This is a genomic window from Vibrio sp. OPT18 (assembly GCF_015163615.1).
Lineage (GTDB): Bacteria > Pseudomonadota > Gammaproteobacteria > Enterobacterales > Vibrionaceae > Vibrio > Vibrio coralliirubri.
This window is the reverse complement of record NZ_JADDYK010000088.1, coordinates 79747-101760: the sequence shown is the minus strand read 5'-3', so window position 1 is coordinate 101760 and position 22014 is coordinate 79747. Positions and strand designations below refer to the sequence as shown.

Genomic DNA, 22014 nt, shown 5'->3' with positions numbered 1-22014 from the left:
GACGCCGCTTTTAATACTGAGCAAATCCGAAGCCCAATAAGAACAACGCATAAACTAATCCAAGCTTTAACTCGTCATTCCAGAATCGAGGGACAAGGTATCTGGAATCTCTTACCACACAAACAGAGATTCCCGATTACGCTCCTTCGTCTCTTTGGGGAATGACGCTACTTTGAATACAGAGCAAAACCGAAGCCCAATAAGAACAACGCATCAACTAAACCAAGCTTTAACTCGTCATTCCAGAACTGAGGGACGAGGTATCTGGAATCTCTTGAAGCAATTACCAATCGCTAAATACTTAGCGATTACTTCTCAGCAGCAATTACAGAGATTTCAACAAGTAGCGCTTCACGAGCCATGTCGCCAGTCACACATGCGCGAGCTGGAGCGTGACCTTCTGGAACCCATGCATCCCAAACTGCGTTCATTTCTTGGAAGTCTTTCATGTCTTTCAAGTAAATCGTTGCTGACAGCATGTGCTCTTTGTCGCTGCCTGCTTGCTCAAGTAGAGCTTCCACTTTATCCAGCATCGTCTGTGTTTGCTCAGTGATGTCTTTGGTTGCATCAGCACACACTTGGCCACATAGGTAGATAGTGCCGTTGTGTTTCACAATACGGCTCATGCGTTGTTTGGTTTCTTGGCGCTCAATCATTTCACTCACTTTCTCATGTCATAAGGATACTCAATAAAGAACAATACTAACCAATAAGCGGCCTTATGGCATGAAAAACACGCCATAAGTAACGCTAGTTTTTAACTTACAACTTTACCAGCAATGTTCATCGAGGGGTAATAACTCACCTTCTAAAGTAAACCATTCAATATCTAGCCGATAGTATTACTTATAGAAGACGTTGCCTTTAATGAATTTTCGATTAATCGTCTTTACGTTAAGTTCATCACTTTATATAGGTGAAAATATAGAACCTCAAAGCTCTCCTTACTTTCTTTACGTCTATACTCAATTTATAAGTTATCAATTTAGGGTTAGTTATGGTTTCTAGAAGACGCTTAATTGCATACTCATTGTTGTCTACTCCAAGTGCAGCCCTTTTACTAACGACTATTGGCTGTAATGATGATAGTAATGAAACCGATGAGAGTGATGTAATTCAGTCTATAAAGCTTTTAGATCCGGATGAAAACGGAGCGATGCTGATTTCAGGCTTTTCATCTAAAATCATCGCTAAGTCAAGTGAAATGCCGAGTAAGAATTCTAGCTATTTGTGGCATAACTCTCCAGATGGTGGAGCCGTGTTTTCGACTGAGGGTGGGTGGGTTTACGTATCAAATAGTGAAGAGTCTAACAACCTTGGGGGAGTTGGTGCTTTAAAGTTTAATACACAGGGTGAGTTAGTTGATGCCTACCAAATTCTATCCAACACAAACCGAAACTGTGCAGGGGGAAGTACCCCTTGGGGAACATGGTTATCTTGTGAAGAGATTGATCAAGGGAACGTTTGGGAGTGTGACCCCTTAGGCGTCGAAGTACCTACTGTATTACCTGCCCTTGGTACTTTCAATCATGAAGCTGTAGCTGTTGATATCAATAATGATTTATATCTAACAGAAGACAAACCCGATGGAGGCTTATACAAATATATATCTAATGATAAAACTAGTAACAAGCCTGATTTACAAAATGGAACTCTATACATTGCAATAAAAGATGACAACCAATTATCTTGGCAAGAAGTACCCGATCCAACAGCCACATTTAATGAAACTCGTTACCAAGTCAACTCTAGTGCAACCTTTAATGGGGGAGAAGGCATTACCTATGAAAATCGAGTCGTATACTTTGTGACTAAAGGAGACAATAAGGTATGGGCATATAATATTGATACTCAAAAAATTGAGATTTTATACGACGCTAGCATGTACTCTAATCCAGTACTTACCGGAGTCGACAATATTACGCTAGCTCCCAATGGAAGCCTAGTCATAGCGGAAGATGGCGGTAATCTTCAACTTGTAATGTTATCAAAAGCAGGAGAACTCTACCCTTTGATTCAGTTAGTAGGCCATGACAGCAGTGAAATAACCGGTCCTGCATTTTCACCTGATGGGAAAAGGTTATATTTTAGCTCTCAAGATGGAACATCAGGGGAGCCTGATGGAGGCATTACATTTGAGATATTCGGTGATTTTTCAAGTCTACCATAATTATTTATAGAAGAACAAAAAAGAAAAAAGCCCCAAAACCAATCGGTTCTGGGGCTTTCTTAGAAAATTCTAAGAAAAAGCAGTGGTACTTTAATAGACCGGGCTTTTCTTAATTTGTTCCCAAAAAAGATCATATTTTTGATCTTTTTTTTAGGGACTATAAAATCAATACCTTATGCAACATTAACCTTAGCAATAATCTGCTCTACCAAGTTCACTTCCAACGCCACTTCATCACATGCATGTTGACGAGGACACTGGTCACAATCTTTCAGTACCTTCTCAGGCAGCAGAGATTTAGATGTTGGTAAGAAATCATGCTTCATGAAGAACTCTGGAGTACGAGTCAGCACAAACACCTTCTTAATGGCCATTTGTCGCGCTTTCTCAACCAAGTGCTGCACAATTGCGGTACCCTGCCCTTGACCTTGCCAGCCAGCTTCAACGCCCAGTGAACGTATTTCTGCTAAGCCCGAGTCATACACATAGAGTGATGCACAACCTGTCACCTCACCATGATGCTCTGCGACCGCAAACGAGCCAATATCACGCACCAGTTCATTACGAGAACGAGGTAAGTTTTCACCCATGTTCGCCCAGTAAGCGACCATTCCTTCCAACGCTTCAATATCGGTCAGACGAGCAGGACGAACCTTGACGATGGAAGTGTCACGCTGTGATAAACGTTTCTCAGCTTGGTCAACCGCGTAAGCCACTTGCTGTGGAGATACACCGCCTAGCGCGCTACGTTTTTCAAGACACGACTCAATGGTCAGGATGTCATACACATCCTCTTCAATCACCTCAGAGAACTCTTTCATCTCTGCGATGGTTAATTCTTCTAATGCGCAGCCTTTAGCAATCGCTGCCACTACCGTCACACCAACAATATGGTGAGCTTCACGGAAAGGAATGCCTTTCGCTACTAGGTAATCAGCCAGTTCAGTTGAGTTCGCGTAGCCTTGTTTCGCGGCTTCAAGTGTACGTTCGCCGTTCACTTTAATGCCGTCAAAACAGAGTGCTGCCATTTCCATACAATCATTCCAAGTATCTAAAGCGTCGAATAGACCTTCTTTATCTTCTTGCATGTCTTTGTTGTACGCCAAAGGCAGAGCTTTTACTGTCATCATCATTGCCGCTAATGAACCGTAAACACGACCAGTTTTACCACGGATAAGTTCTAGCGCATCTGGGTTTTTCTTTTGTGGCATCAGAGATGAACCTGAGGTCACGGTATCCGCTAACTCGATGAAGTTTGATTCACCTGAGTTGTAGAAAATCATATCTTCTGCAAGACGCGAAAGGTGAAGCATAGAGATAGAAGCAATCGACATTAGCTCCATCACATGGTCACGGTCAGATACTGAATCTAGAGAGTTGCGCGTTGCACGACGGAAACCTAAGTTGTGAGCTAACTCTTCACGGTCCATCGGGTAAGCGGTTCCTGCAAGGGCACCAGAACCCAGAGGACATGTGTCTAGACGCTTAATCGCATCATTCAAACGTGAATAGTCACGCTCAAGCATTTCAACGTAAGCCAAGCACCAGTGAGCAAAAGTTACCGGCTGAGCACGTTGTAAGTGAGTGTAGCCAGGAAGCACGGTTTCTTGATGCTGAGAAGCAACGTTCACCATTTGGCTTTGTAGGCGATCCAATGCCAGTAGCAGTTGGTTACCTTGCTGACGACACCATAGTTTCAGGTCGGTCGCCACTTGGTCGTTACGAGAACGGCCAGTGTGAAGTTTTTTGCCCAAGTCACCGACTTTGCCGATAAGTTGCTGCTCAACCCAGCTGTGAATATCTTCTGCATCAGAACGTAGAATCTGTTCAGGATCTTCCATCACCTCAAGTTTCAGCTCATTCAGTGCTAACTCAAGCTTCTGTTGCTCTTCTTCTGTTAATACGTTGACCGACAGTAGAGCTTTAGACCAGGCAATTGAGCCCACAATGTCTTGCTCAGCCAATCGGTAATCAAAACGAAGAGAATCGTTAAAATCTTTGAACCGGGTGTCTGCTGCTTGGGTAAATCTACCGCCCCATAATGCCATTGTGTATCTCCTAATTGCACAGTGCTCACTGTTTTTGCAAATGATAATTCTGATTAAGATTCAGTATTTTTCTGATGGTTTAAACTTACGGCAATTCAAAATGAAAATAAAGTATTAATTCATTATTTTCACATATTTATTCACCACCAATTCAATCCATTGATTATTTTTAGTGTGGAGCGCGAATTATATGCCATCCGATAGGAAAAACCGAAGCTGATTTATTAGGCAAATAGAAAGTAAAAAGCCCACTCACTAATCAATAGTGAATGGGCTTTGCATAATAATGTCTGTTTACTAACCTTCAATCTTTCATCAAAGGCTAGCTCGCTAACTCATTGTTAGGATTACTTTTGGCTATTCAGAGCACGGATACGGCTTGATAGCGAGTAAAGACGAATGAAGCCTTCAGCGTGGCTTTGGTCGTAAACTTCATCTTCGCCAAAGGTTGCAAACTCTTCTGAGTACAGGCTGTTGTCAGAACGCTTCTGAGTCACCGTTGCATGGCCTTTGTAAAGTTTGATAACCACTTCACCATTCACGTCTTGTGCTAGCTCTTCTGTCGCAGCAAGGATTGACTTACATAGTGGAGTGAACCAACGACCGTCGTATACAAGGTGAGAAGCCTTAACACCTAGCTCTTCACGGAATTCGAATGCCGCTTTATCAAGAACCAGTTGCTCTACTGCACGCAGTGCTTCCATCATGATTGTGCCACCCGGAGTTTCGTAACAACCACGAGACTTCATGCCAACAAGACGGTTTTCTACGATATCGATACGACCAACACCGTGCTTAGCACCTTTCTCGTTTAGGTAAACCAGTGCGTTGTATGGCGTCATTGTTTCGCCATCAACCGCAACCACTTCGCCTTTTTCAACTTTAAGTGTCACTGTTTCAGATTCGTTTGGCGCTTGCTCAGGGTCTACAGTCCAAGCCCAGCAATCTTCGTTAGGTGCATTCCATGTGTTTTCTAGAACGCCGCCTTCTGTTGAGATGTGCCATGCGTTTGCATCACGCGAGTAAATCTTAGTAAGAGAAGCCGTACAAGGGATGTTACGCTCTGCTAGGTAATCTAGACACTCTTCACGACTCACTAGATCCCATTCACGCCATGGTGCAATTACGTGTAGGTCTGGTGCTAGTGCAGCAAATGCGCCTTCAAAACGAACTTGGTCGTTACCTTTACCTGTACAGCCGTGACACAGTGCGTCTGCACCTACTTTACGTGCGACTTCAACCTGTGCTTTCGCAATGATTGGACGCGCCATCGACGTACCTAGTAGGTATTTACCTTCGTAGTAAGCGCCCGTTTTCAGCGTTGGGTAGATGTAGTCAGCAACCATCTCTTCTTTAAGGTCTGCGATGTAACACTCAGATGCACCAGAAGCTTTTGCTTTCTCTTCGATACCAATCAACTCTTCGTCGCCTTGACCAACATCCGCAACAAACGCAACCACTTCACAGTCATAGTTCTCTTTCAACCATGGAATGATTACTGATGTGTCTAGACCGCCAGAGTAGGCTACTACAACTTTCTTTACGTTAACTTTGCTCATTTTCTTTCTCCTAGTTTCCATACTGCACATGGCGGTCAGCGTTGGAAATGACTTCATAATTATATGTTTATTTAATTTGTCTAAATTCTTTAAGTAGTGACTCGTTGTGAGACCTACTGAGGTAAAAACTGTGTTCCTATGCTTTTACCTGAAAACAGTTGTGTTAGCTTTTCTGGGTATCGCCAAGTAGCAACTTCGATTGGTCGTCCAAGGTCGTTAGCGGCTTCTAGTGCGGCTTGAACCTTAACGATCATGCCGTCGGTAATCACTTTGCCTGTAATAAGGTCATCAGCTTGCTGTTGATTAAGGCTTGGAATCAGGTGGCCTTTGCCATCCAACACACCACTTACATCAGAAAGAAGAACCAGTTCAGCATCAAGTGCACCAGCAACGGCAACCGCAGCTTGGTCGGCATTGACGTTCATCAGTTGGCCTTGTTCAGTTAGACCAATTGAGCTGATGATTGGCAGTGCGCCCGCATTAAGAATCGCTTGCAGAACGGTTGAGTCGCCCGGCTCCGCTTTTCCTACTGCGCCCAACTCAGGGTTCAGTTCACTCACTTTGCATAAACCACCGTCTGCAAGGCTCAAACCAACGGCATTGATACCGTCTTTAATTGCCTGACCTTGAAGTAGTTTGTTGGCTGTGCCCGCTAATGCACCAGCGATCACAGGGATCTGGTCATAAGGAGTAACACGTAGCCCTTCTTTCTTAACGGTTTCGAGGTTCAACTTATTCATCAAATCATCAACAAGGTAACCGCCGCCGTGAACAATCACGATTGGTCGCTGTGCCTGTTGTTGGTAAGCAGAGATCGCACCAAATAACTTGCTAAGTGTTTCACCACAAGATAGCGCAGCGCCACCTAACTTTATGATTAATGGTTGATTATTAAGGCTCATATTTAGATTCCCTTACACTAACGCAGTTAATGGCGCAAAACCATAACGTAAATTTAAACACTGCATCGCTTGGCTAGATGCACCCTTTAATAAGTTATCAATCGCTGAAACAACGATGATGTGCTGACCTTGAACCTTCCAACCTAAGTCGCAGAAAGGCGTCTGTTCTACATCTTGAATTCTTGGCAGTGTCTCTTCGAGTAGTCTCACTGCAGGTTTACCTTGGTAAGCTTGCTCAAAGGCATCTTGTATCTGTTGCTCTGTCACGCCTTCAGCCAGTTTCATGGTGATGGTCGCTAAAATACCGCGCTTAAAGTTGCCGAGGTGCGGAGTGAAAATCACATCACACCCTAAATGTGCGGCCATTTCAGGTTGATGACGGTGATTGAAGACGCCATAAGCTTGCAGGCTCACTTCGCAGAAGCTGTTAACCATAGTCGCCTTGCGACCTGCACCAGTCACACCACTAGTTGCGTTAATCACTGGCCATTGGTTCTCATCAAGTAACTTGGCTTCAACCAAAGGCTTAATCGCCAGTTGTGACGCGGTTGGGTAACAACCCGCGACGGCAATAAGCTGAGCTTCTTTAATTTCTTGTTCATTCCACTCAGCTAAACCGTAAGCTGCTTTGTCTAACCACTGTTCGTGTTGGTGTTCAAAACCGTAGAACTCTTGGTAGAAGTTCTCGCCTTTAACTCTGAATGCACCCGATAGGTCGAAGACTTGGCAATCGTTTTCTAGAAAAATTGGCGCTAGGTCGTGACTTACTTCGTGTGCGGTAGCTAAGAAAATCACATCAGACTGCTTTGCTACTTCTTCTGGATTCGTTAATGGCTGTACTGGCATATCAATCAAGCCAGCTAACTTACCGTGCAGTGCCGCAATAGGTTTACCTGCGTCTACACTATTGGCTGAGACATATAAACCTGATAGCGTGAGCTCAGGGTGTCTGTTTATCATTAGAGCCAGTTCTGCTCCTGTGTAGCCGCTTGCGCCAATGATCGTGGTTTTCAACATCTCAACACATCCATTCCTGAGGTAAGTTACATTTCAAAATTTGACTATTCATACTTAATTTTTGGCTTAATTTGATTTCTTATGCATTAAATATGATTTAATATGTGTTTTACCGACTTATAGTTTTCCTGTCAATAGTAGAAGTGAAGATATTATGCAATTACCGAGTTTTCTTGAGGTCTACAAAGGCCTAATTTCCACCGACTCTATTAGTTCTACCGATCCAAGCTGGGATCATGGCAACGAAAAAGTGATCGAAAAAATGGCTCAATGGTTTAAAGACTTAGGCTTTAGCGTTGAGGTCGTGGAGGTCGAGCCCGGCAAGCATAATATGGTCGCAAAGATGGGCTCAGGTGAAGGTGGCTTGTTATTAGCGGGACACAGCGACACCGTGCCATTCGATGAAGGACGTTGGAACTTCGACCCTCACGCACTAACAGAACACAACAATCGCTTCTATGGATTAGGCACAGCCGATATGAAAGGCTTTTTCGCTTTCGTCTATGAAGCGGCAAAGAAGATGGATTGGAGCAAACAGACCAAGCCTCTTTATGTATTGGCAACCTGTGACGAAGAGACCACCATGCTGGGTGCGCGTCATTTCACTGAGAATGCACCGTTTAAACCGGATTACTGCATTATTGGCGAGCCAACCAGCCTTGTGCCGATTCGTGGTCATAAAGGCCATGTTGCCAATGCAGTGCGAGTAACGGGTAAATCAGGTCACTCTTCTGATCCTGCATTAGGTGTCAACGCCATCGAGATCATGCATGAAGTGTTGTTCGCTTTGATGCAGCTGCGTGACAAGCTAGTTAAAGAGTATCATCACCCGGGTTTCGCAATTCCAAGCCCAACGCTAAATCTTGGTCATATTCACGGTGGCGACAGTGCCAACCGTATATGTGGTTGCTGTGAGCTGCACTATGACGTTCGTCCTTTGCCAGGTATCAGCCTAGATGGCTTGGATAACATGCTGCGCAGCGCACTCAAAGAAGTAGAAGCAAAATGGCCGGGCAGAATTGAGATTACACCTCTGCATGAACCTATCCCGGGTTACGAGTGCCAACACGACCATCCATTTATCGGTGGCATGGAATCCGTTTGTGAGATTGAATCACAAACCGTGAACTACTGTACTGAGGCGCCTTTCCTTCAAGAACTTTGCCCAACCTTAGTTCTGGGTCCGGGCTCAATCGACCAAGCTCACCAACCAGATGAGTTCCTAAGCTTCGATTTTATCGATCCAACGATTGATGTTCTGAGTAAATCGATCCGTAAATATTGTTTCTAGTTATTACTTTTCTTTCAATATTTTCGTATAAAAGCCACCCGAAAAGGTGGCTTTTATTCTGCCATCCCTGACACAGCCTGATCTTGTAATTAAATTTCACTTTAATTCCGAACTATTGGAAAATTTACTTCTCCCGCATTTCGAAAACTAATAATTGCAAACTTAGAATGCTTTATTTGACTAGATACAGCACTTTTCGCTAGATTGTGTACTTAACAAGGAACAATGGATGTAATTTTTTTACGAGGCAGGATGACAATGAACGAGAAATACGCCGCTCTCAAGAGTAACGTAAGCATGCTGGGACGCTTGCTAGGTAACACAATCCAAGATGCACATGGTGACGTTATCTTAGAGAAAGTGGAGACTATCCGTAAACTTTCCAAATCCGCCCGCGCAGGCAACAAAGCTGACCGTGACAGCCTAGTTGAAGAAATCAAAAACCTGCCGAACGAACAACTCACTCCTGTTGCTCGTGCATTTAACCAATTTCTCAACCTCACCAACATGGCAGAGCAGTACCACACCATCTCTCGCCACTGTGAGGAGCATGTTTGTGAACCAGACGTGCTGCAATCTCTATTTTCCAAATTAAACCAGAATGACATCAGCAAGCTAGATGCGGCTCAAGCCGTTCGCGACCTGAACATTGAACTCGTTCTGACAGCACACCCAACAGAAATCACTCGTCGCACCATGATCAACAAGCTGGTTAAGATCAACGAGTGTCTGTCTAAATTAGAATTAAGCGACCTATCACACAAAGAGCGCGTGAAAACAGAACGTCGCCTAGAGCAACTTATCGCTCAAGGTTGGCACTCAGATGTGATTCGTCAGCAACGCCCTACGCCACTTGATGAAGCAAAATGGGGCTTTGCAGTTGTTGAAAACTCACTGTGGGAAGCTGTGCCAGATTTCCTACGTGAAATGGACGGCCGACTAAAAGGCTACCTTGGTGAAGGCCTGCCAATTGATGCGCGCCCGGTACACTTCTCATCTTGGATGGGCGGCGACCGCGATGGTAACCCATTCGTAACGCACACCATCACCAAAGAAGTACTGCGCCTATCTCGCTGGAAAGCCGCTGACCTTTACCTAGGTGACGTAAACGAGCTGATTACCGAACTGTCGATGACTAAGTGTAATGATGCCGTTCGTGAACTAGCGGGTGATGAGCATGAAGCTTACCGTGCAATCCTAAAGAGCCTACGTACTCTACTAAACAACACGTTAGAAGTGCTTGATGCGAAACTGCATGATGCTGAAGTACCGAAGAAAGAAACACTGCAGAACATCGACCAACTTTGGACACCGCTGTACGCGTGTTACCAATCGCTGCACGAATGTGGCATGGGCGTAATCGCAGACGGTTCTCTACTTGATACCTTGCGCCGCCTAAAAGCATTCGGCGTACACCTAGTGCGTCTCGATGTTCGTCAAGAAAGTACACGTCACTCAGATGTGCTGTCTGAACTGACTCGCTACCTAGGCATTGGCGACTACGACCAGTGGAGCGAGCAAGACAAGATTGCTTTCTTAACCAATGAATTAAGCTCAAAACGCCCACTACTTCCTCGTGATTGGGAGCCATCTGAACAGGTTAAAGAGGTTTTAGACACCTGTAAGGTCATTGCTGCTCAACCGCGTGAAGCGTTTGGTGCTTACGTGATTTCTATGGCTCGTACTGCATCGGATGTACTGGCTGTTCACTTGCTGTTGCAAGAGTGTGGTTGCCCGTATCGCATGGACGTGTGCCCACTGTTCGAAACGCTAGACGACTTGAACAACTCAGAAGCGGTAATGAAGCAGCTAATGAGCATCGACTTGTACCGTGGCTTTATCCAAAACCATCAAATGGTGATGATTGGATACTCTGACTCAGCGAAAGATGCGGGCGTAATGTCTGCAGGTTGGGCTCAGTACGATGCGATGGACAAGCTGGTTAAGGTTTGCGACGAAGAAGGCATTGAACTGACTCTATTCCACGGTCGTGGCGGTACGGTTGGTCGTGGTGGTGCTCCGGCGCACGCTGCTCTTCTTTCTCAGCCACCTAAGAGCTTGAAAGGCGGCTTACGTGTAACTGAGCAAGGTGAAATGATCCGCTTTAAGCTTGGCTTGCCAGATGTTGCGGTAAACAGCTTCAACCTATACGCAAGTGCGATTTTAGAAGCGAACCTTCTACCGCCACCTGAGCCTAAACAAGAGTGGCGCGACCTAATGGAAGTGCTGTCTCAAGTCTCTTGTGAGGCTTACCGTAACGTGGTTCGTGGTGAAGAGAAATTCGTACCTTACTTCCGTCAAGCAACGCCTGAACTGGAGCTAGGTAAACTACCTCTTGGTTCTCGCCCTGCGAAACGTAACCCGAATGGCGGCGTAGAAAGCCTACGTGCAATTCCATGGATCTTCTCTTGGAGCCAAAACCGTTTGGTACTTCCTGCATGGTTAGGTGCTGGTGAAGCGATTCAATACTCAGTTGACCAAGGCCATCAAGCGCTACTTGAAGAGATGTGTCGTGAATGGCCATTCTTCTCAACTCGTCTGGGTATGTTGGAAATGGTGTACTCGAAGTGCAACATGGAAATTGCGAAGTACTACGACCAGCGTCTTGTTGATGAAGAGCTATTACCTCTGGGTGAGTTACTGCGTGAACAGCTACAAAAAGACATCAAAGCGGTACTGAATGTAGAAAATAACGAGAACTTGATGCAGAGCGACCCTTGGGGGCTTGAGTCAATTCGCCTACGTAACATCTACGTTGAGCCACTAAACATGCTTCAAGCAGAACTGCTTTACCGTACTCGTAAGTGTGAAACACCACCAGCAGAGCTAGAAGAAGCGCTAATGGTGACGATTGCAGGTATTGCAGCAGGTATGCGAAACACTGGTTAATTAGTGATTCCTACTATAAAAAGAACAAAAGGTCGCCACGTGCGACCTTTTTATTTTGCAAAGTAACCACTAGTGAGTATTTTGTCAGTTTTTTGGGTTATTTTGTCCATGTATTCTACTTTATGCTTATTATTTAGATATACTACTGCTCCGCTGCGGAAACACTCCAAAAAAATAATCTGCAGCAACTTGACCAATAAACTGGTCAACCTAGGTGATAAACGGCTTTGTAAGGTGACATAACCAACCGATGAGTTGGTGCTACTTAGACATAACCAATATAACGTGCCATTAGAAGCACACTTGTTGTTTAAGTATTTGTTTACTGTTTACCATTTGGATTTCAGACATGTCATTACCACACGTAATTCTAACCGTTTTAAGTACACGCGATGCTACTGGTTACGATATCACAAAAGAATTCTCCGCAAGCATTGGTTACTTCTGGAAAGCTAGCCATCAACAAGTTTACCGCGAGCTAAATAAAATGGCTCAGAACGACCAGGTAACTTGCGTGCTTGAGCCTCAAGAAGGCAAACCTGATCGTAAAGTTTACTCTATCACTGATGCTGGCCGTGGCGCGCTAGGTGAATGGTTTGAACAACCAACTGCACACCCAACCGTTCGTGACGAGTTCTCAGCTAAGCTAATGGCTTGCGCTGTACAACCTTCTGACGCTTACCGTGTACAACTTGCTGAGCTAGTAGAAGAGTCTCGCAAACTGGTTTCTCACTACCGTGAAATCGAAGCGGCTTACTACGCAACGCCATCAACACTAGACAAGCAAGCACGCCTTGAGCGTCTTACTCTTCGTCGTAACCTACTTATCCGTGAAGCATGGATTGTATGGGCAGAAGAAGTACTGCTTGAACTTGGCGCTCTAGCTTAAGTTAAGCTAGAAGCTAGAAGCTAGAAGCTAGAAGCTAGAAAAGCAAAAGGCTTGAACTCTATGAGTCCAAGCCTTTTTTGTATCTATAGGATTTGAAATGTTACTGCCAGAAGCTTTTTACAAGTGCTTAGGCTTTACTTCTTAGACTTTGCTTACAGCGCAGCGACTTGCGGACGAACACCTAGCGTATGGCAAAGTGCATAAGTCATTTCTGCACGGTTTAGCGTGTAGAAGTGGAAATCTTTCACACCTTCACGGCTCAGCGTACGAACCATATCAATCGCTTGGCTAGCACCTACTAACTGACGAGTGGTTGGATCATCATCCAAACCTTCGAACTGCTTCGCCATCCAGCCAGGTACTTTTACGTTGTTCATCGCTGCAAAGCGCGACGCTTGCTTGAAGTTAGAAACCGGTAAGATGCCCGGTACAATCTCAACATCCACACCCGCTGCTACACAACGGTCACGGAAACGTAGGTAACTTTCTACATCAAAGAAGAACTGAGTGATTGCACGGTTAGCACCGGCATCTACTTTACGCTTTAGGTTAATAAGGTCAGATTGAGCACTTTTTGCTTCAGGGTGAACCTCAGGGAATGCCGCTACTGAGATATCAAAATCGTGGCGAGATTTAAGTAGCTCGACTAGGTCAGATGCGTACATCTCTGGCGCGCCGCCACCTGCTGGAATATCACCACGCAGCGCAACAATACTCTCGATACCATTTGCCCAGTAATCATCAGCGATTTGAATCAGCTCTTCACGACTCGCATCAATACACGTTAGGTGCGGTGCCGCCACTAGGCCAGTTTGGTTCTTAATTTCTTTAATGATTGAGTGGGTACGGTCACGTTCACCCGAGTTTGCACCGTAAGTTACCGATACAAATTTTGGTTGAAGTGTTTTAAGACGGTGAACAGAGTTCCACAGGGTCTCTTCCATCTTCTCACTGCTTGGTGGAAAAAACTCAAATGACACATTGATGTTGTCAGAAAGCTCAGCGATATTCTGATTTAAAGCGTCGATATGACTAGCGTGTGTGTATCCCATCTTACTCTCCCTGTGGCAAAAGCAACCACTAAAAACTCAAATCCTTAAACGACGTTTAGACGTCTATATGTCTGTAGAATGTATTGAATACGATTTAATGTCAACAGATCCATTATGAATTTTTCTCAAGTAGATCGTGAGTAAAACTCAAGTCGTTAGATGGGTCGCAAAGCAGAAATAATGTAGAAAAAAGGCTGAAAAACACATCGTGCTTTCAGCCTTATTTATCTTAGTGAATAGTATGCCATTTAGACACTAAACCAACCGATCTGAGTATCAGAACAGGCTAGACATTCTGTTTAGGTCAGATTGAATTGCACCAGCTGTGACTTCACGTCCTGCACCTGGGCCACGGATCACCAATGGATTATCTTTGTACCATTTGCTCTCAATCGCAAAGATATTATCGCAAGGCAACAAGTTCGCCAGAGCATGTTCTTTGGACAGTGCTTCAACGCCTACGGTTGCCTTACCGTTCTTCTCCAAACGCGCTACGTAACGCAGAACCTTCTGTTGAGAGTGCGCTTTCTCTAAACGCTCAGCCAGCTCTTCGCTTAGAACAGAAGCTTTGTCGAAGAAGTCATCCACAGATAGCTCTTGCAGCTCTGCTGGTACTAGCGATTCCACTTTTACGTTTTCAGGTTCGATATCCAAACCCGATTCACGCGCTAGAATCACCAGCTTACGCATCACGTCTGAACCATCAAGGTCAGCTCGTGGGTCTGGTTCAGTCAGCCCTTGCTGCCACGCTAAATCGACCAACTCACTGAATGGCACCGTGCCATCAAACTGTTGGAACAACCAAGACAGCGTGCCAGAGAAGATGCCTGACAACGCAATAATGTCATCGCCGCTTTCTCGAAGGTCTCGTACTGTGTGGTTGATCGGTAAGCCTGCACCCACTGTCGCGTTGTACAACCAATGACGACTGATCTTCGCGAAAGCATCTTGTACTTGATGGTAATACTCGCTCGATGCAGAACCAGCCACCTTGTTCGCCGAAATCAGGTGGATACCTTGTTGTGCGATTTGCAGGTACTTTGCTGCAAGCACAGGGCTTGCGGTGACATCGAGTACCACAGCTTCATCGTAACCCTGAATAGAACCCAAACGCTCTAACCAGTCGTTACCATTGTTGGCAATCGCTTCATCGTCAAAGCGCTTGCTCACTGAGGTCGCATCAATGCCTTGATCGTCGAACCAATAGGTTTGGCTATCAACCACTGCAACCAATTCAAAGTTCATTCCACGACGCTTTTCAAGTTCCGCTTTTTGTTCAGCAAACAGACTTAACCAACTTGAACCAATGTTGCCCTTACCACACAAGGCAATCGCAACACGCTTCTGCGCTTGGAACAGTTGAGAGTGAATGCCTTTCACTAGGCTTGATGTTTCGCTCTTACGAATCACAGCCACCAAGCTTAAGCCTGAGTTCGCTTCTGAGATGAACTCAACCGGCGAGCTCTTAAGCTGCTGGTAGAAGCCGTAGCAATGGTTCGGGTTCTTAGTGACACCCGCACCCACTGCAGCAATCAGAGAGAAGCCTTCTTTGAGCTTAATCTCAGCTTCAATCGCATGGTCTTGTAGATATTCTAATGCACCACCAGCGATCTCTTCCGTGTAGGCAAGACGCAAACAGTGTTGATCCGGTTCAAGCTCATAAGCCAACGGCTCAAGTTGAGCACGCTTAAGCCCTTCAAGGACTTCACTCTCCAGACGGTCGAAATCATGGCCGTGACCAAAAGTCAGTTGCACGATAAGAACTTCATCCAAAGAGGTAATGATTTTTGCGCCACGACCCGATGCCAGTACTCGCTCTATCTGTGTAGAGCCCGCCTCCGGCTGGTAGCTGCAGCGCAAGCTGAGATCCATAGCACTTTGAGCCACAGGCTGTAGCGTTCGGCTATGGAGCACTGGAGCCGCCAGACGAGCGAGTTCACTCGCTTCATCAAGGCGAAGTAGAGGCAATAGACACGCATCTGAAACCAGACGAGGGTCAGCGCTGTAAACGCCCGCCACATCACTCCAAATCGTCACGCGTTCAACTTCAGCCAAAGCACCAATCACGGTCGCTGAGTAATCCGAACCATTGCGACCAAGCAGTACCGTTTCACCCTCGCAGTTCTGAGCCATAAAGCCCGTAATCACGACACGGCAATGTGCATGCTGCGCCAGAGCTTCTTTAATCAGAGGGTAAGAACGTGCGCGGTCAACTTCAGGTTGAGCGCCCACTTCTGCACGTAAAAAGGCACGCGCATCTTGAGCAACCGCTTGTAAGTCATGCTGGCACAACAAAGCAGCGAGTAGACGTGAAGACCAAACCTCACCGTGTCCAAGCACTTTTGCTTTTTGTGCTTCGCTCAAGGGAGCCGTTAGCTCACCCAAAGCGGTAAATTCTTGTTGAATGGTTGCAGTAAGTTGTGCGGCTGATTCACCCTCAAGCAGTGCTTCAATCAGATCGAGTTGGAACTGACGAAGTGCTTGTAGGCATTCATGGGCAATACGACCATCTTTGTCGAGCGCTTCAACAAATTCAATTAAACGGTTGGTTGTTTTGCCTGCTGCCGATACCACCACCAAATCAGATGCTGATGAGTATTCTCTAAGAATGTTGACCACGCGTTGGTAACATTCAGGATTCGCTAAACTGCTGCCACCAAATTTATGTAGCTGGCGAAAGGTTGCCATTATTAACCCTCCCCTTCAGCGATAAAGCGCTGTGTTTTTTCAAACGCTTGCTTGAGATCGTCGATTAGGTCTTCTGCATCTTCCAGGCCAACAGATAGACGCAGTAGTTGCTGAGAAACACCGGCTTCTGCTAATGCTTCTTCACCCATCGCGCGGTGAGTCATCGACGCAGGGTGACAAATCAGGCTTTCAACACCGCCCAGTGATTCTGCCAAAGAAAACAGCTCTAACTTATCAACAAAGTATTTAAGCGCCTCGAATGAGCCCGCAAACTCAAAGCTGAGCATTGAGCCAAAGCCCGATTGCTGTTTCTTCGCGATATCATGACCCGGATGTTCAGGAAGGCTTGGGTGGTAAATAGTGCCGACGAGATCTTGTTGTTGCAGAGACGCCAGAATCTCACGTGAGCTTTCTTCGTGAACTCGCATACGCGCACCTAGCGTACGAATACCACGTAAAGTCATGTAGCTATCAAATGGTGTGCCGGTCGCACCAATACAGTTACCCCACCATGCTAGCTCTTCAGCGTGCTCTTCTGTCTTAGTAACCACAACACCACCAATAACATCTGAGTGTCCATTGATGTACTTAGTGGTTGAGTGGATAACAAAATCAGCACCCAGCTCTAAAGGCTTTTGGAACACAGGTGTCAAAAACGTGTTGTCGACAGCAACCAGTGCACCAACCTCTTTCGCTTTGCGGCAAGTTTCTGCAATATCAACCACACGAACCAGTGGATTCGATGGGGTTTCAATTAAGATCAACTTTGGCTTAAGCGCGATCGCCGCATCCAGCGCAGCTTGATCCGATTGATCAACGAACAGAACTTTAAAGTCACCTTTTAGCGAGCGAGTGTTAAACAGACGGTAAGTACCGCCGTAGCAGTCGTGCGGCGCAATAATAAGATCATCGCCGCCTAAGAAAGCCGAAACCCATAAGTTAAGCGCCGAAGTACCGCAGTTAGTCACAACCGCGCCTTTGCCTGATTCAAGCTCAAACAGTGCCGTTTCTAGTAAACCGCGGTTTGGGTTACCAGAACGGGTGTAATCGTACTTTGGCACTTCACCAAAAGCGGGAAACCCATAGTTAGTCGAAAGATAAATGGGTGGGACAACGGCATGGTGTTGCGTGTCTGACTCGATACCAGTACGTACTGCGATTGTTGCTGGCTTCCGGCTGCTCATAGGTGCTTCCTTACAAGTTTTGCGTCTGAGAATCACAGCTGCTTGTCGGCATTTTGCGGCTGTGTTAGATATATGTTATTCACTTTACTTTCATAAACGTGAGACGTCAACACTTCTAGACGTCTATATGTCTTTGCTTATGGCAGTAAATCCCGCTAAAATCACCACTATTAATTTATTCTAACAACTAAAGTGATGAAGGTACGCAATGGCCGACTGGAATGGTGAATACATAAGCCCATATGCTGAGCATGGAAAGAAAAGCGAACAAGTAAAGAAAATTACAGTTTCTATCCCTCTAAAAGTGTTAAAGGTTCTTACTGACGAGCGTACTCGCCGCCAGATTAATAACCTACGCCATGCAACAAACAGTGAGCTACTGTGCGAAGCCTTTCTACATGCGTACACAGGCCAACCACTACCAACGGATGAAGACCTTCGTAAAGATCGTCCTGACGATATCCCTGCTGAAGTGAAAAAACTGATGACAGAAATGGGTATCGAGTTCGAAGCGTTTGACGAAGAATAAAAACAACTCAGTCACTGCCTTCATTATTGATTCGCTCTAGCTGACCCTTATTTATCACATCACGCATTGCGTTTTTATGACTGCGCTGTGAATGATAGACATAAAAAAACCGACTCCAGATGAGTCGGTTTTTTATTATTCTTTTTCGCTCAATAGAGCAACAGCTATTAAGCCATATAGTTAGCAGGCATCTCGATACGAGCTACACCAGATTCAACAGCCGCTTCCGCAACTGCTCGTGCTACGCGAGGAAGTAGACGTGGGTCCATTGGCTTAGGAATGATGTAACCCTTACCGAACTCCAGTGCAGTCTCGCCCGCAGCTGCTAGTACTTCAGCTGGAACTTCTTCTTTCGCTAGTTCACGAATCGCTTTAACCGCTGCTAGCTTCATTTCATCATTGATTTCGCTCGCACGCACGTCTAGTGCACCACGGAAAATGAATGGGAAACAAAGTACGTTGTTTACCTGGTTAGGGTAATCACTGCGGCCTGTACCCATGATTAGGTCAGAACGAACTTCGTGTGCAAGCTCAGGCTTGATCTCTGGATCTGGGTTTGAACACGCAAACACAACTGGCTTATCTGCCATCAGCGTTAATGCTTCAGCAGGCAGTAGGTTAGGACCCGATACACCCAAGAACAGGTCAGCGCCTTCGATAACATCTTCAAGCGTGCGCTTATCCGTGTTATTTGCGAACAGCTCTTTGTATTCGTTTAGGTCATCACGACGAGTGTGGATCACACCTTTACGGTCAAGCATGTAGATTTTTTCACGCTGAGCGCCACACTTAATCAGCAGTTCCATACAAGCAACCGCTGCTGCGCCAGCCCCTAAACAAACGATCTTACACTCTTCAAGTTTCTTACCTTGAAGCTCGATCGCGTTTAGCATACCTGCTGCCGTTACAATCGCAGTACCGTGTTGGTCATCGTGGAATACCGGAACATCACAACGTTCAATCAGGCGACGTTCAATCTCAAAACAGTCTGGTGCTTTGATGTCTTCTAGGTTAATACCGCCGAATGTATCTGCGATATTCGCAACCGTATCAACGAACTCATCGATTGTGCGGTGTTTTACTTCAATATCGATAGAATCTAAACCAGCAAAACGCTTAAACAGAAGCGCTTTACCTTCCATAACTGGTTTAGAGGCAATAGGGCCAAGGTTACCTAGGCCAAGAATCGCTGTACCGTTAGAGATAACTGCAACCATGTTGCCTTTACCTGTGTACTTATAAACGTTATCAACGTTCTGTGCGATCTCGCGAACAGGCTCAGCCACGCCTGGGCTGTATGCAAGTGCTAGGTCTTCTGCAGAGTTTGCAGGCTTCGTCAGTTCTACGGCAATTTTGCCTGGAATTGGGAACTCATGGTAATCAAGAGCTTGCTGACGGAATTGTTCTTGAGGTGATAATTCTTGAGAGGATTGAGCTTGGCTGCTGTCTTCAGACATAGGTGTAGGTTCCTAGGATATTATTATTTGGGGGATCTTGTTCATGTTAATGGATGTACTTCAAAGTTCCTAGGTGGTTGAAGCCTCTGTCTCATTAAAAAACGAGATTTCACTACTAATAAGACCAGTGAGCAGTTGAAATTACTATCGCTTGTTGAACTTTCGTGCGGAATTTTGGTGCAGAGAGATACGCAAGGAATTGCCCTGCAATAGAAAGGTAGACAACTTATCGTTAGACGGGATTGAAGCTTGAATGAAAGTCAGTGCTTTCTCAAATTGCAGGCAACAAAAAAGGACACCGAAGTGTCCTTTTTCATGTCTAAATAGCGAGAATTACTTCTTGCTAGAAAGAGCACCGAAACGCTTGTTGAAGCGATCAACACGGCCGCCAGTATCTACGATACGTTGCTTACCAGTGTAGAACGGGTGACATTTGTCACATACGTCTAGGTGGATTGATTCTTTTGCTAGCGTTGAGTTGAACTCAAATGTGTTGCCGCAAGAACAAGTTGCAGTAACTGCTTTGTATTCTGGGTGGATTCCAGCTTTCATGGGATAACCTCAAGTAGGCCGTGTCGCTATACGATTCTAAGCCGCACACCACACGTAGTTTAAAAAAGAAATAAAGACACCGCATCGACACAAAAGAGTGATGAAGCCATACCTTTAAGGCGCAGTATAGTAATGAATCTATAAGGCAGGATCAACCGATTTGATACATTTTTCACCAATTCTCTCTTTATTTCCTTTATCGGCTTGAGATTTCGGGCTGTCGTTGTCGGTATACGCTAACTCGTCGCCTTCATCCAAACTGCTTCTCGAATTTAACCGCCTTATCCTTTAGACTGTTCGCTCTCGTCAACTCAGATAAAGCCGTCCCTTTATGCGTCCAATGATTGCCCGCGTGGCACTGCCTGTTCCACTCGACAAGCAGTTCGATTACAAGATTCCAAGCCACCTATTTCCGATTATTGGTGGACGAGTCTCTGTGCCTTTTGGACGACAAACCTTAACCGGTATTGTCACGGCTCTGGTTAACGAATCTGAATTCGAGCTAGACAGGCTCAAACCCATTAAAGCCTTGTTAGATAATCAACCTGTTTGGCCGGAATCTGTCTATTCACTGTTAATGTGGTGCAGTCAGTTTTATCAGTACCCTCTTGGCGAAACCTTTGCTAACGCCCTTCCGAGCGCTCTAAGAAAAGGCAAAGCCGCCGACTTCGCGACGCTGGTTGAGTGGCAGTTAACACCATCAGGCAAAGACCAACTGATGCAAGGTTTTGGTCGTGCGGTCAAGCAAGCAAAAGTGATGCACATGCTTGAGCACGGCCCGGTTCCTCATCAAGAGTTCATTGATGAAGAGGTAGGCAGTGCCGTACTCAAGACGCTTGAAGAGAAAGGCTGGATTGAATCGGTAGAGAAAAAGCCGAAACGCCAACCGTGGCCGGTTGAACTTGAGAACGACCAAGACAAACCTAAGCTCAATGCAGAACAAGCCATCGCGATTGCGACCGTAAATAGCCAAACCGACTTTGGTTGTTTCCTGTTAGAGGGGGTCACTGGCTCAGGTAAGACCGAGGTTTACCTGAATATGATTAAGCCGATTCTCGACCAAGGTAAACAAGCGTTAGTGCTTGTGCCCGAGATTGGCCTCACCCCTCAAACGATTAACCGCTTTAAGCGACGCTTTAATGTGCCTGTTGAGGTTATCCACTCAGGTTTAAACGATTCTGAGCGGCTGAATGCTTGGTTATCGGCGCGCGATAAAATAGCGGGCATCGTGATTGGTACCCGTTCGGCTCTGTTCACGCCATTTGCTGACCTAGGCATTATCATTGTCGATGAAGAGCACGACGCGTCTTATAAACAACAAGATAGCCTGCGCTACCACGCTCGTGATGTGGCGATCATGCGTGCTCATAAAGCGCAGATTCCAGTAGTGTTAGGCTCGGCGACTCCGGCCTTTGAAACACTGCACAACGCTCAGATCGGTAAATACAGTTATCTCACCCTCACTTCACGTGCGGGTGTCGCACTGCCGACCACCAATAAGGTGTTGGATGTTAAAGGTGAATATCTAGAAAGTGGTTTGTCTGCGTCATTAATTGCAGAGATGCAAAGACACCTCAAAGCTGGCAACCAAGTGATGCTGTTCCTCAATCGCCGAGGGTTTTCTCCCGCATTGATGTGTCACGATTGTGGTTGGACTGCCGAATGTAAACGTTGTGATGCTTACTATACTTATCACCAATACAGTAATGAGATGCGCTGCCACCACTGCGGTTCTCAGCAGCGTATCGTGCACAATTGCCAAGGTTGTGGGTCTGCGAACTTAGTGA

Annotated in this window: 16 protein-coding genes; 6 read left to right on the top strand and 10 right to left on the bottom strand. The window is 45.7% G+C overall.

Annotated features, from left to right (window positions below; translation table 11 throughout):
• Positions 1-308 precede the first annotated feature (308 nt).
• Positions 309-656, bottom strand: a complete 348-nt coding sequence (locus IQQ51_RS22920) for a RidA family protein (protein ID WP_004729674.1) — start codon at positions 654-656, stop codon at positions 309-311.
• 341 nt (positions 657-997) lie between these two features.
• On the opposite strand from IQQ51_RS22920, the gene IQQ51_RS22915 reads away from it, so the two are divergent.
• Positions 998-2170 carry an alkaline phosphatase PhoX gene (locus tag IQQ51_RS22915; RefSeq protein WP_193842205.1) on the top strand — a complete coding sequence of 391 codons (1173 nt, stop codon included), beginning with the start codon at positions 998-1000 and terminating at the stop codon, positions 2168-2170.
• 173 nt (positions 2171-2343) lie between these two features.
• Here IQQ51_RS22915 and argH read toward each other — a convergent pair whose 3' ends face one another.
• From argH to argC, 4 genes are all read right to left on the bottom strand, one after another.
• Positions 2344-4218, bottom strand: a complete 1875-nt coding sequence (gene argH, locus IQQ51_RS22910; RefSeq protein ID WP_017061136.1) for an argininosuccinate lyase — start codon at positions 4216-4218, stop codon at positions 2344-2346.
• Positions 4219-4565: 347 nt separating this feature from the next.
• The gene (locus IQQ51_RS22905; protein ID WP_017061137.1) at positions 4566-5777 is read right to left on the bottom strand and encodes an argininosuccinate synthase; all 1212 of its coding nucleotides are present in this window, start codon (positions 5775-5777) and stop codon (positions 4566-4568) included.
• Between the two features lie 113 nt (positions 5778-5890).
• Positions 5891-6679: an acetylglutamate kinase gene (gene argB / locus IQQ51_RS22900; RefSeq protein WP_017061138.1), complete on the bottom strand. Its 789-nt coding sequence runs from the start codon at positions 6677-6679 to the stop codon at positions 5891-5893.
• A gap of 12 nt (positions 6680-6691) precedes the next feature.
• Positions 6692-7696: an N-acetyl-gamma-glutamyl-phosphate reductase gene (argC, locus tag IQQ51_RS22895; RefSeq protein ID WP_060983400.1), complete on the bottom strand. Its 1005-nt coding sequence runs from the start codon at positions 7694-7696 to the stop codon at positions 6692-6694.
• Between the two features lie 154 nt (positions 7697-7850).
• On the opposite strand from argC, the gene argE reads away from it, so the two are divergent.
• The 3 genes from argE to IQQ51_RS22880 all read left to right on the top strand — a co-directional run bounded on the left by argE (position 7851) and on the right by IQQ51_RS22880 (position 12765).
• Positions 7851-8987 (top strand): acetylornithine deacetylase, encoded by a 1137-nt coding sequence (gene argE, locus IQQ51_RS22890; protein WP_050619829.1) that lies wholly within the window; start codon positions 7851-7853, stop codon positions 8985-8987.
• A 252-nt stretch (positions 8988-9239) separates the two neighbouring features.
• On the top strand, positions 9240-11876 hold the full coding sequence (gene ppc, locus IQQ51_RS22885) for a phosphoenolpyruvate carboxylase (protein WP_017063683.1): 2637 nt from the start codon (positions 9240-9242) through the stop codon (positions 11874-11876).
• A 349-nt stretch (positions 11877-12225) separates the two neighbouring features.
• A complete protein-coding gene (locus tag IQQ51_RS22880) occupies positions 12226-12765 on the top strand; it encodes a PadR family transcriptional regulator (protein ID WP_017061141.1) in 540 nt (179 codons plus the stop codon).
• Positions 12766-12917: 152 nt separating this feature from the next.
• Here IQQ51_RS22880 and metF read toward each other — a convergent pair whose 3' ends face one another.
• The 3 genes from metF to IQQ51_RS22865 all read right to left on the bottom strand — a co-directional run bounded on the left by metF (position 12918) and on the right by IQQ51_RS22865 (position 17689).
• Complete coding sequence (metF, locus tag IQQ51_RS22875) at positions 12918-13817, bottom strand: methylenetetrahydrofolate reductase (RefSeq protein WP_004729683.1); 900 nt, start codon at positions 13815-13817, stop codon at positions 12918-12920.
• 276 nt (positions 13818-14093) lie between these two features.
• Entirely contained in the window at positions 14094-16505 is a 2412-nt protein-coding gene (locus IQQ51_RS22870; protein WP_048612372.1) for a bifunctional aspartate kinase/homoserine dehydrogenase II, read from the bottom strand.
• Between the two features lie 2 nt (positions 16506-16507).
• Positions 16508-17689: an O-succinylhomoserine (thiol)-lyase gene (locus IQQ51_RS22865; RefSeq protein WP_048605400.1), complete on the bottom strand. Its 1182-nt coding sequence runs from the start codon at positions 17687-17689 to the stop codon at positions 16508-16510.
• Between the two features lie 208 nt (positions 17690-17897).
• Here IQQ51_RS22865 and metJ point away from each other — a divergent pair, with 208 nt between their 5' ends.
• Positions 17898-18218 carry a met regulon transcriptional regulator MetJ gene (metJ, locus tag IQQ51_RS22860; protein ID WP_004415993.1) on the top strand — a complete coding sequence of 107 codons (321 nt, stop codon included), beginning with the start codon at positions 17898-17900 and terminating at the stop codon, positions 18216-18218.
• 167 nt (positions 18219-18385) lie between these two features.
• Here the strand turns inward: metJ and IQQ51_RS22855 are convergent, their stop codons facing one another.
• Positions 18386-19675: a malic enzyme-like NAD(P)-binding protein gene (locus IQQ51_RS22855; RefSeq protein ID WP_017061144.1), complete on the bottom strand. Its 1290-nt coding sequence runs from the start codon at positions 19673-19675 to the stop codon at positions 18386-18388.
• A gap of 333 nt (positions 19676-20008) precedes the next feature.
• Positions 20009-20227, bottom strand: coding sequence for a 50S ribosomal protein L31 (gene rpmE, locus IQQ51_RS22850; protein WP_004737142.1), 219 nt, complete (start codon positions 20225-20227; stop codon positions 20009-20011).
• Positions 20228-20558: 331 nt separating this feature from the next.
• On the opposite strand from rpmE, the gene priA reads away from it, so the two are divergent.
• The coding region (priA, locus tag IQQ51_RS27600) for a replication restart helicase PriA (protein WP_228013177.1) at positions 20559-22014 on the top strand (1456 nt) is incomplete at its 3' end.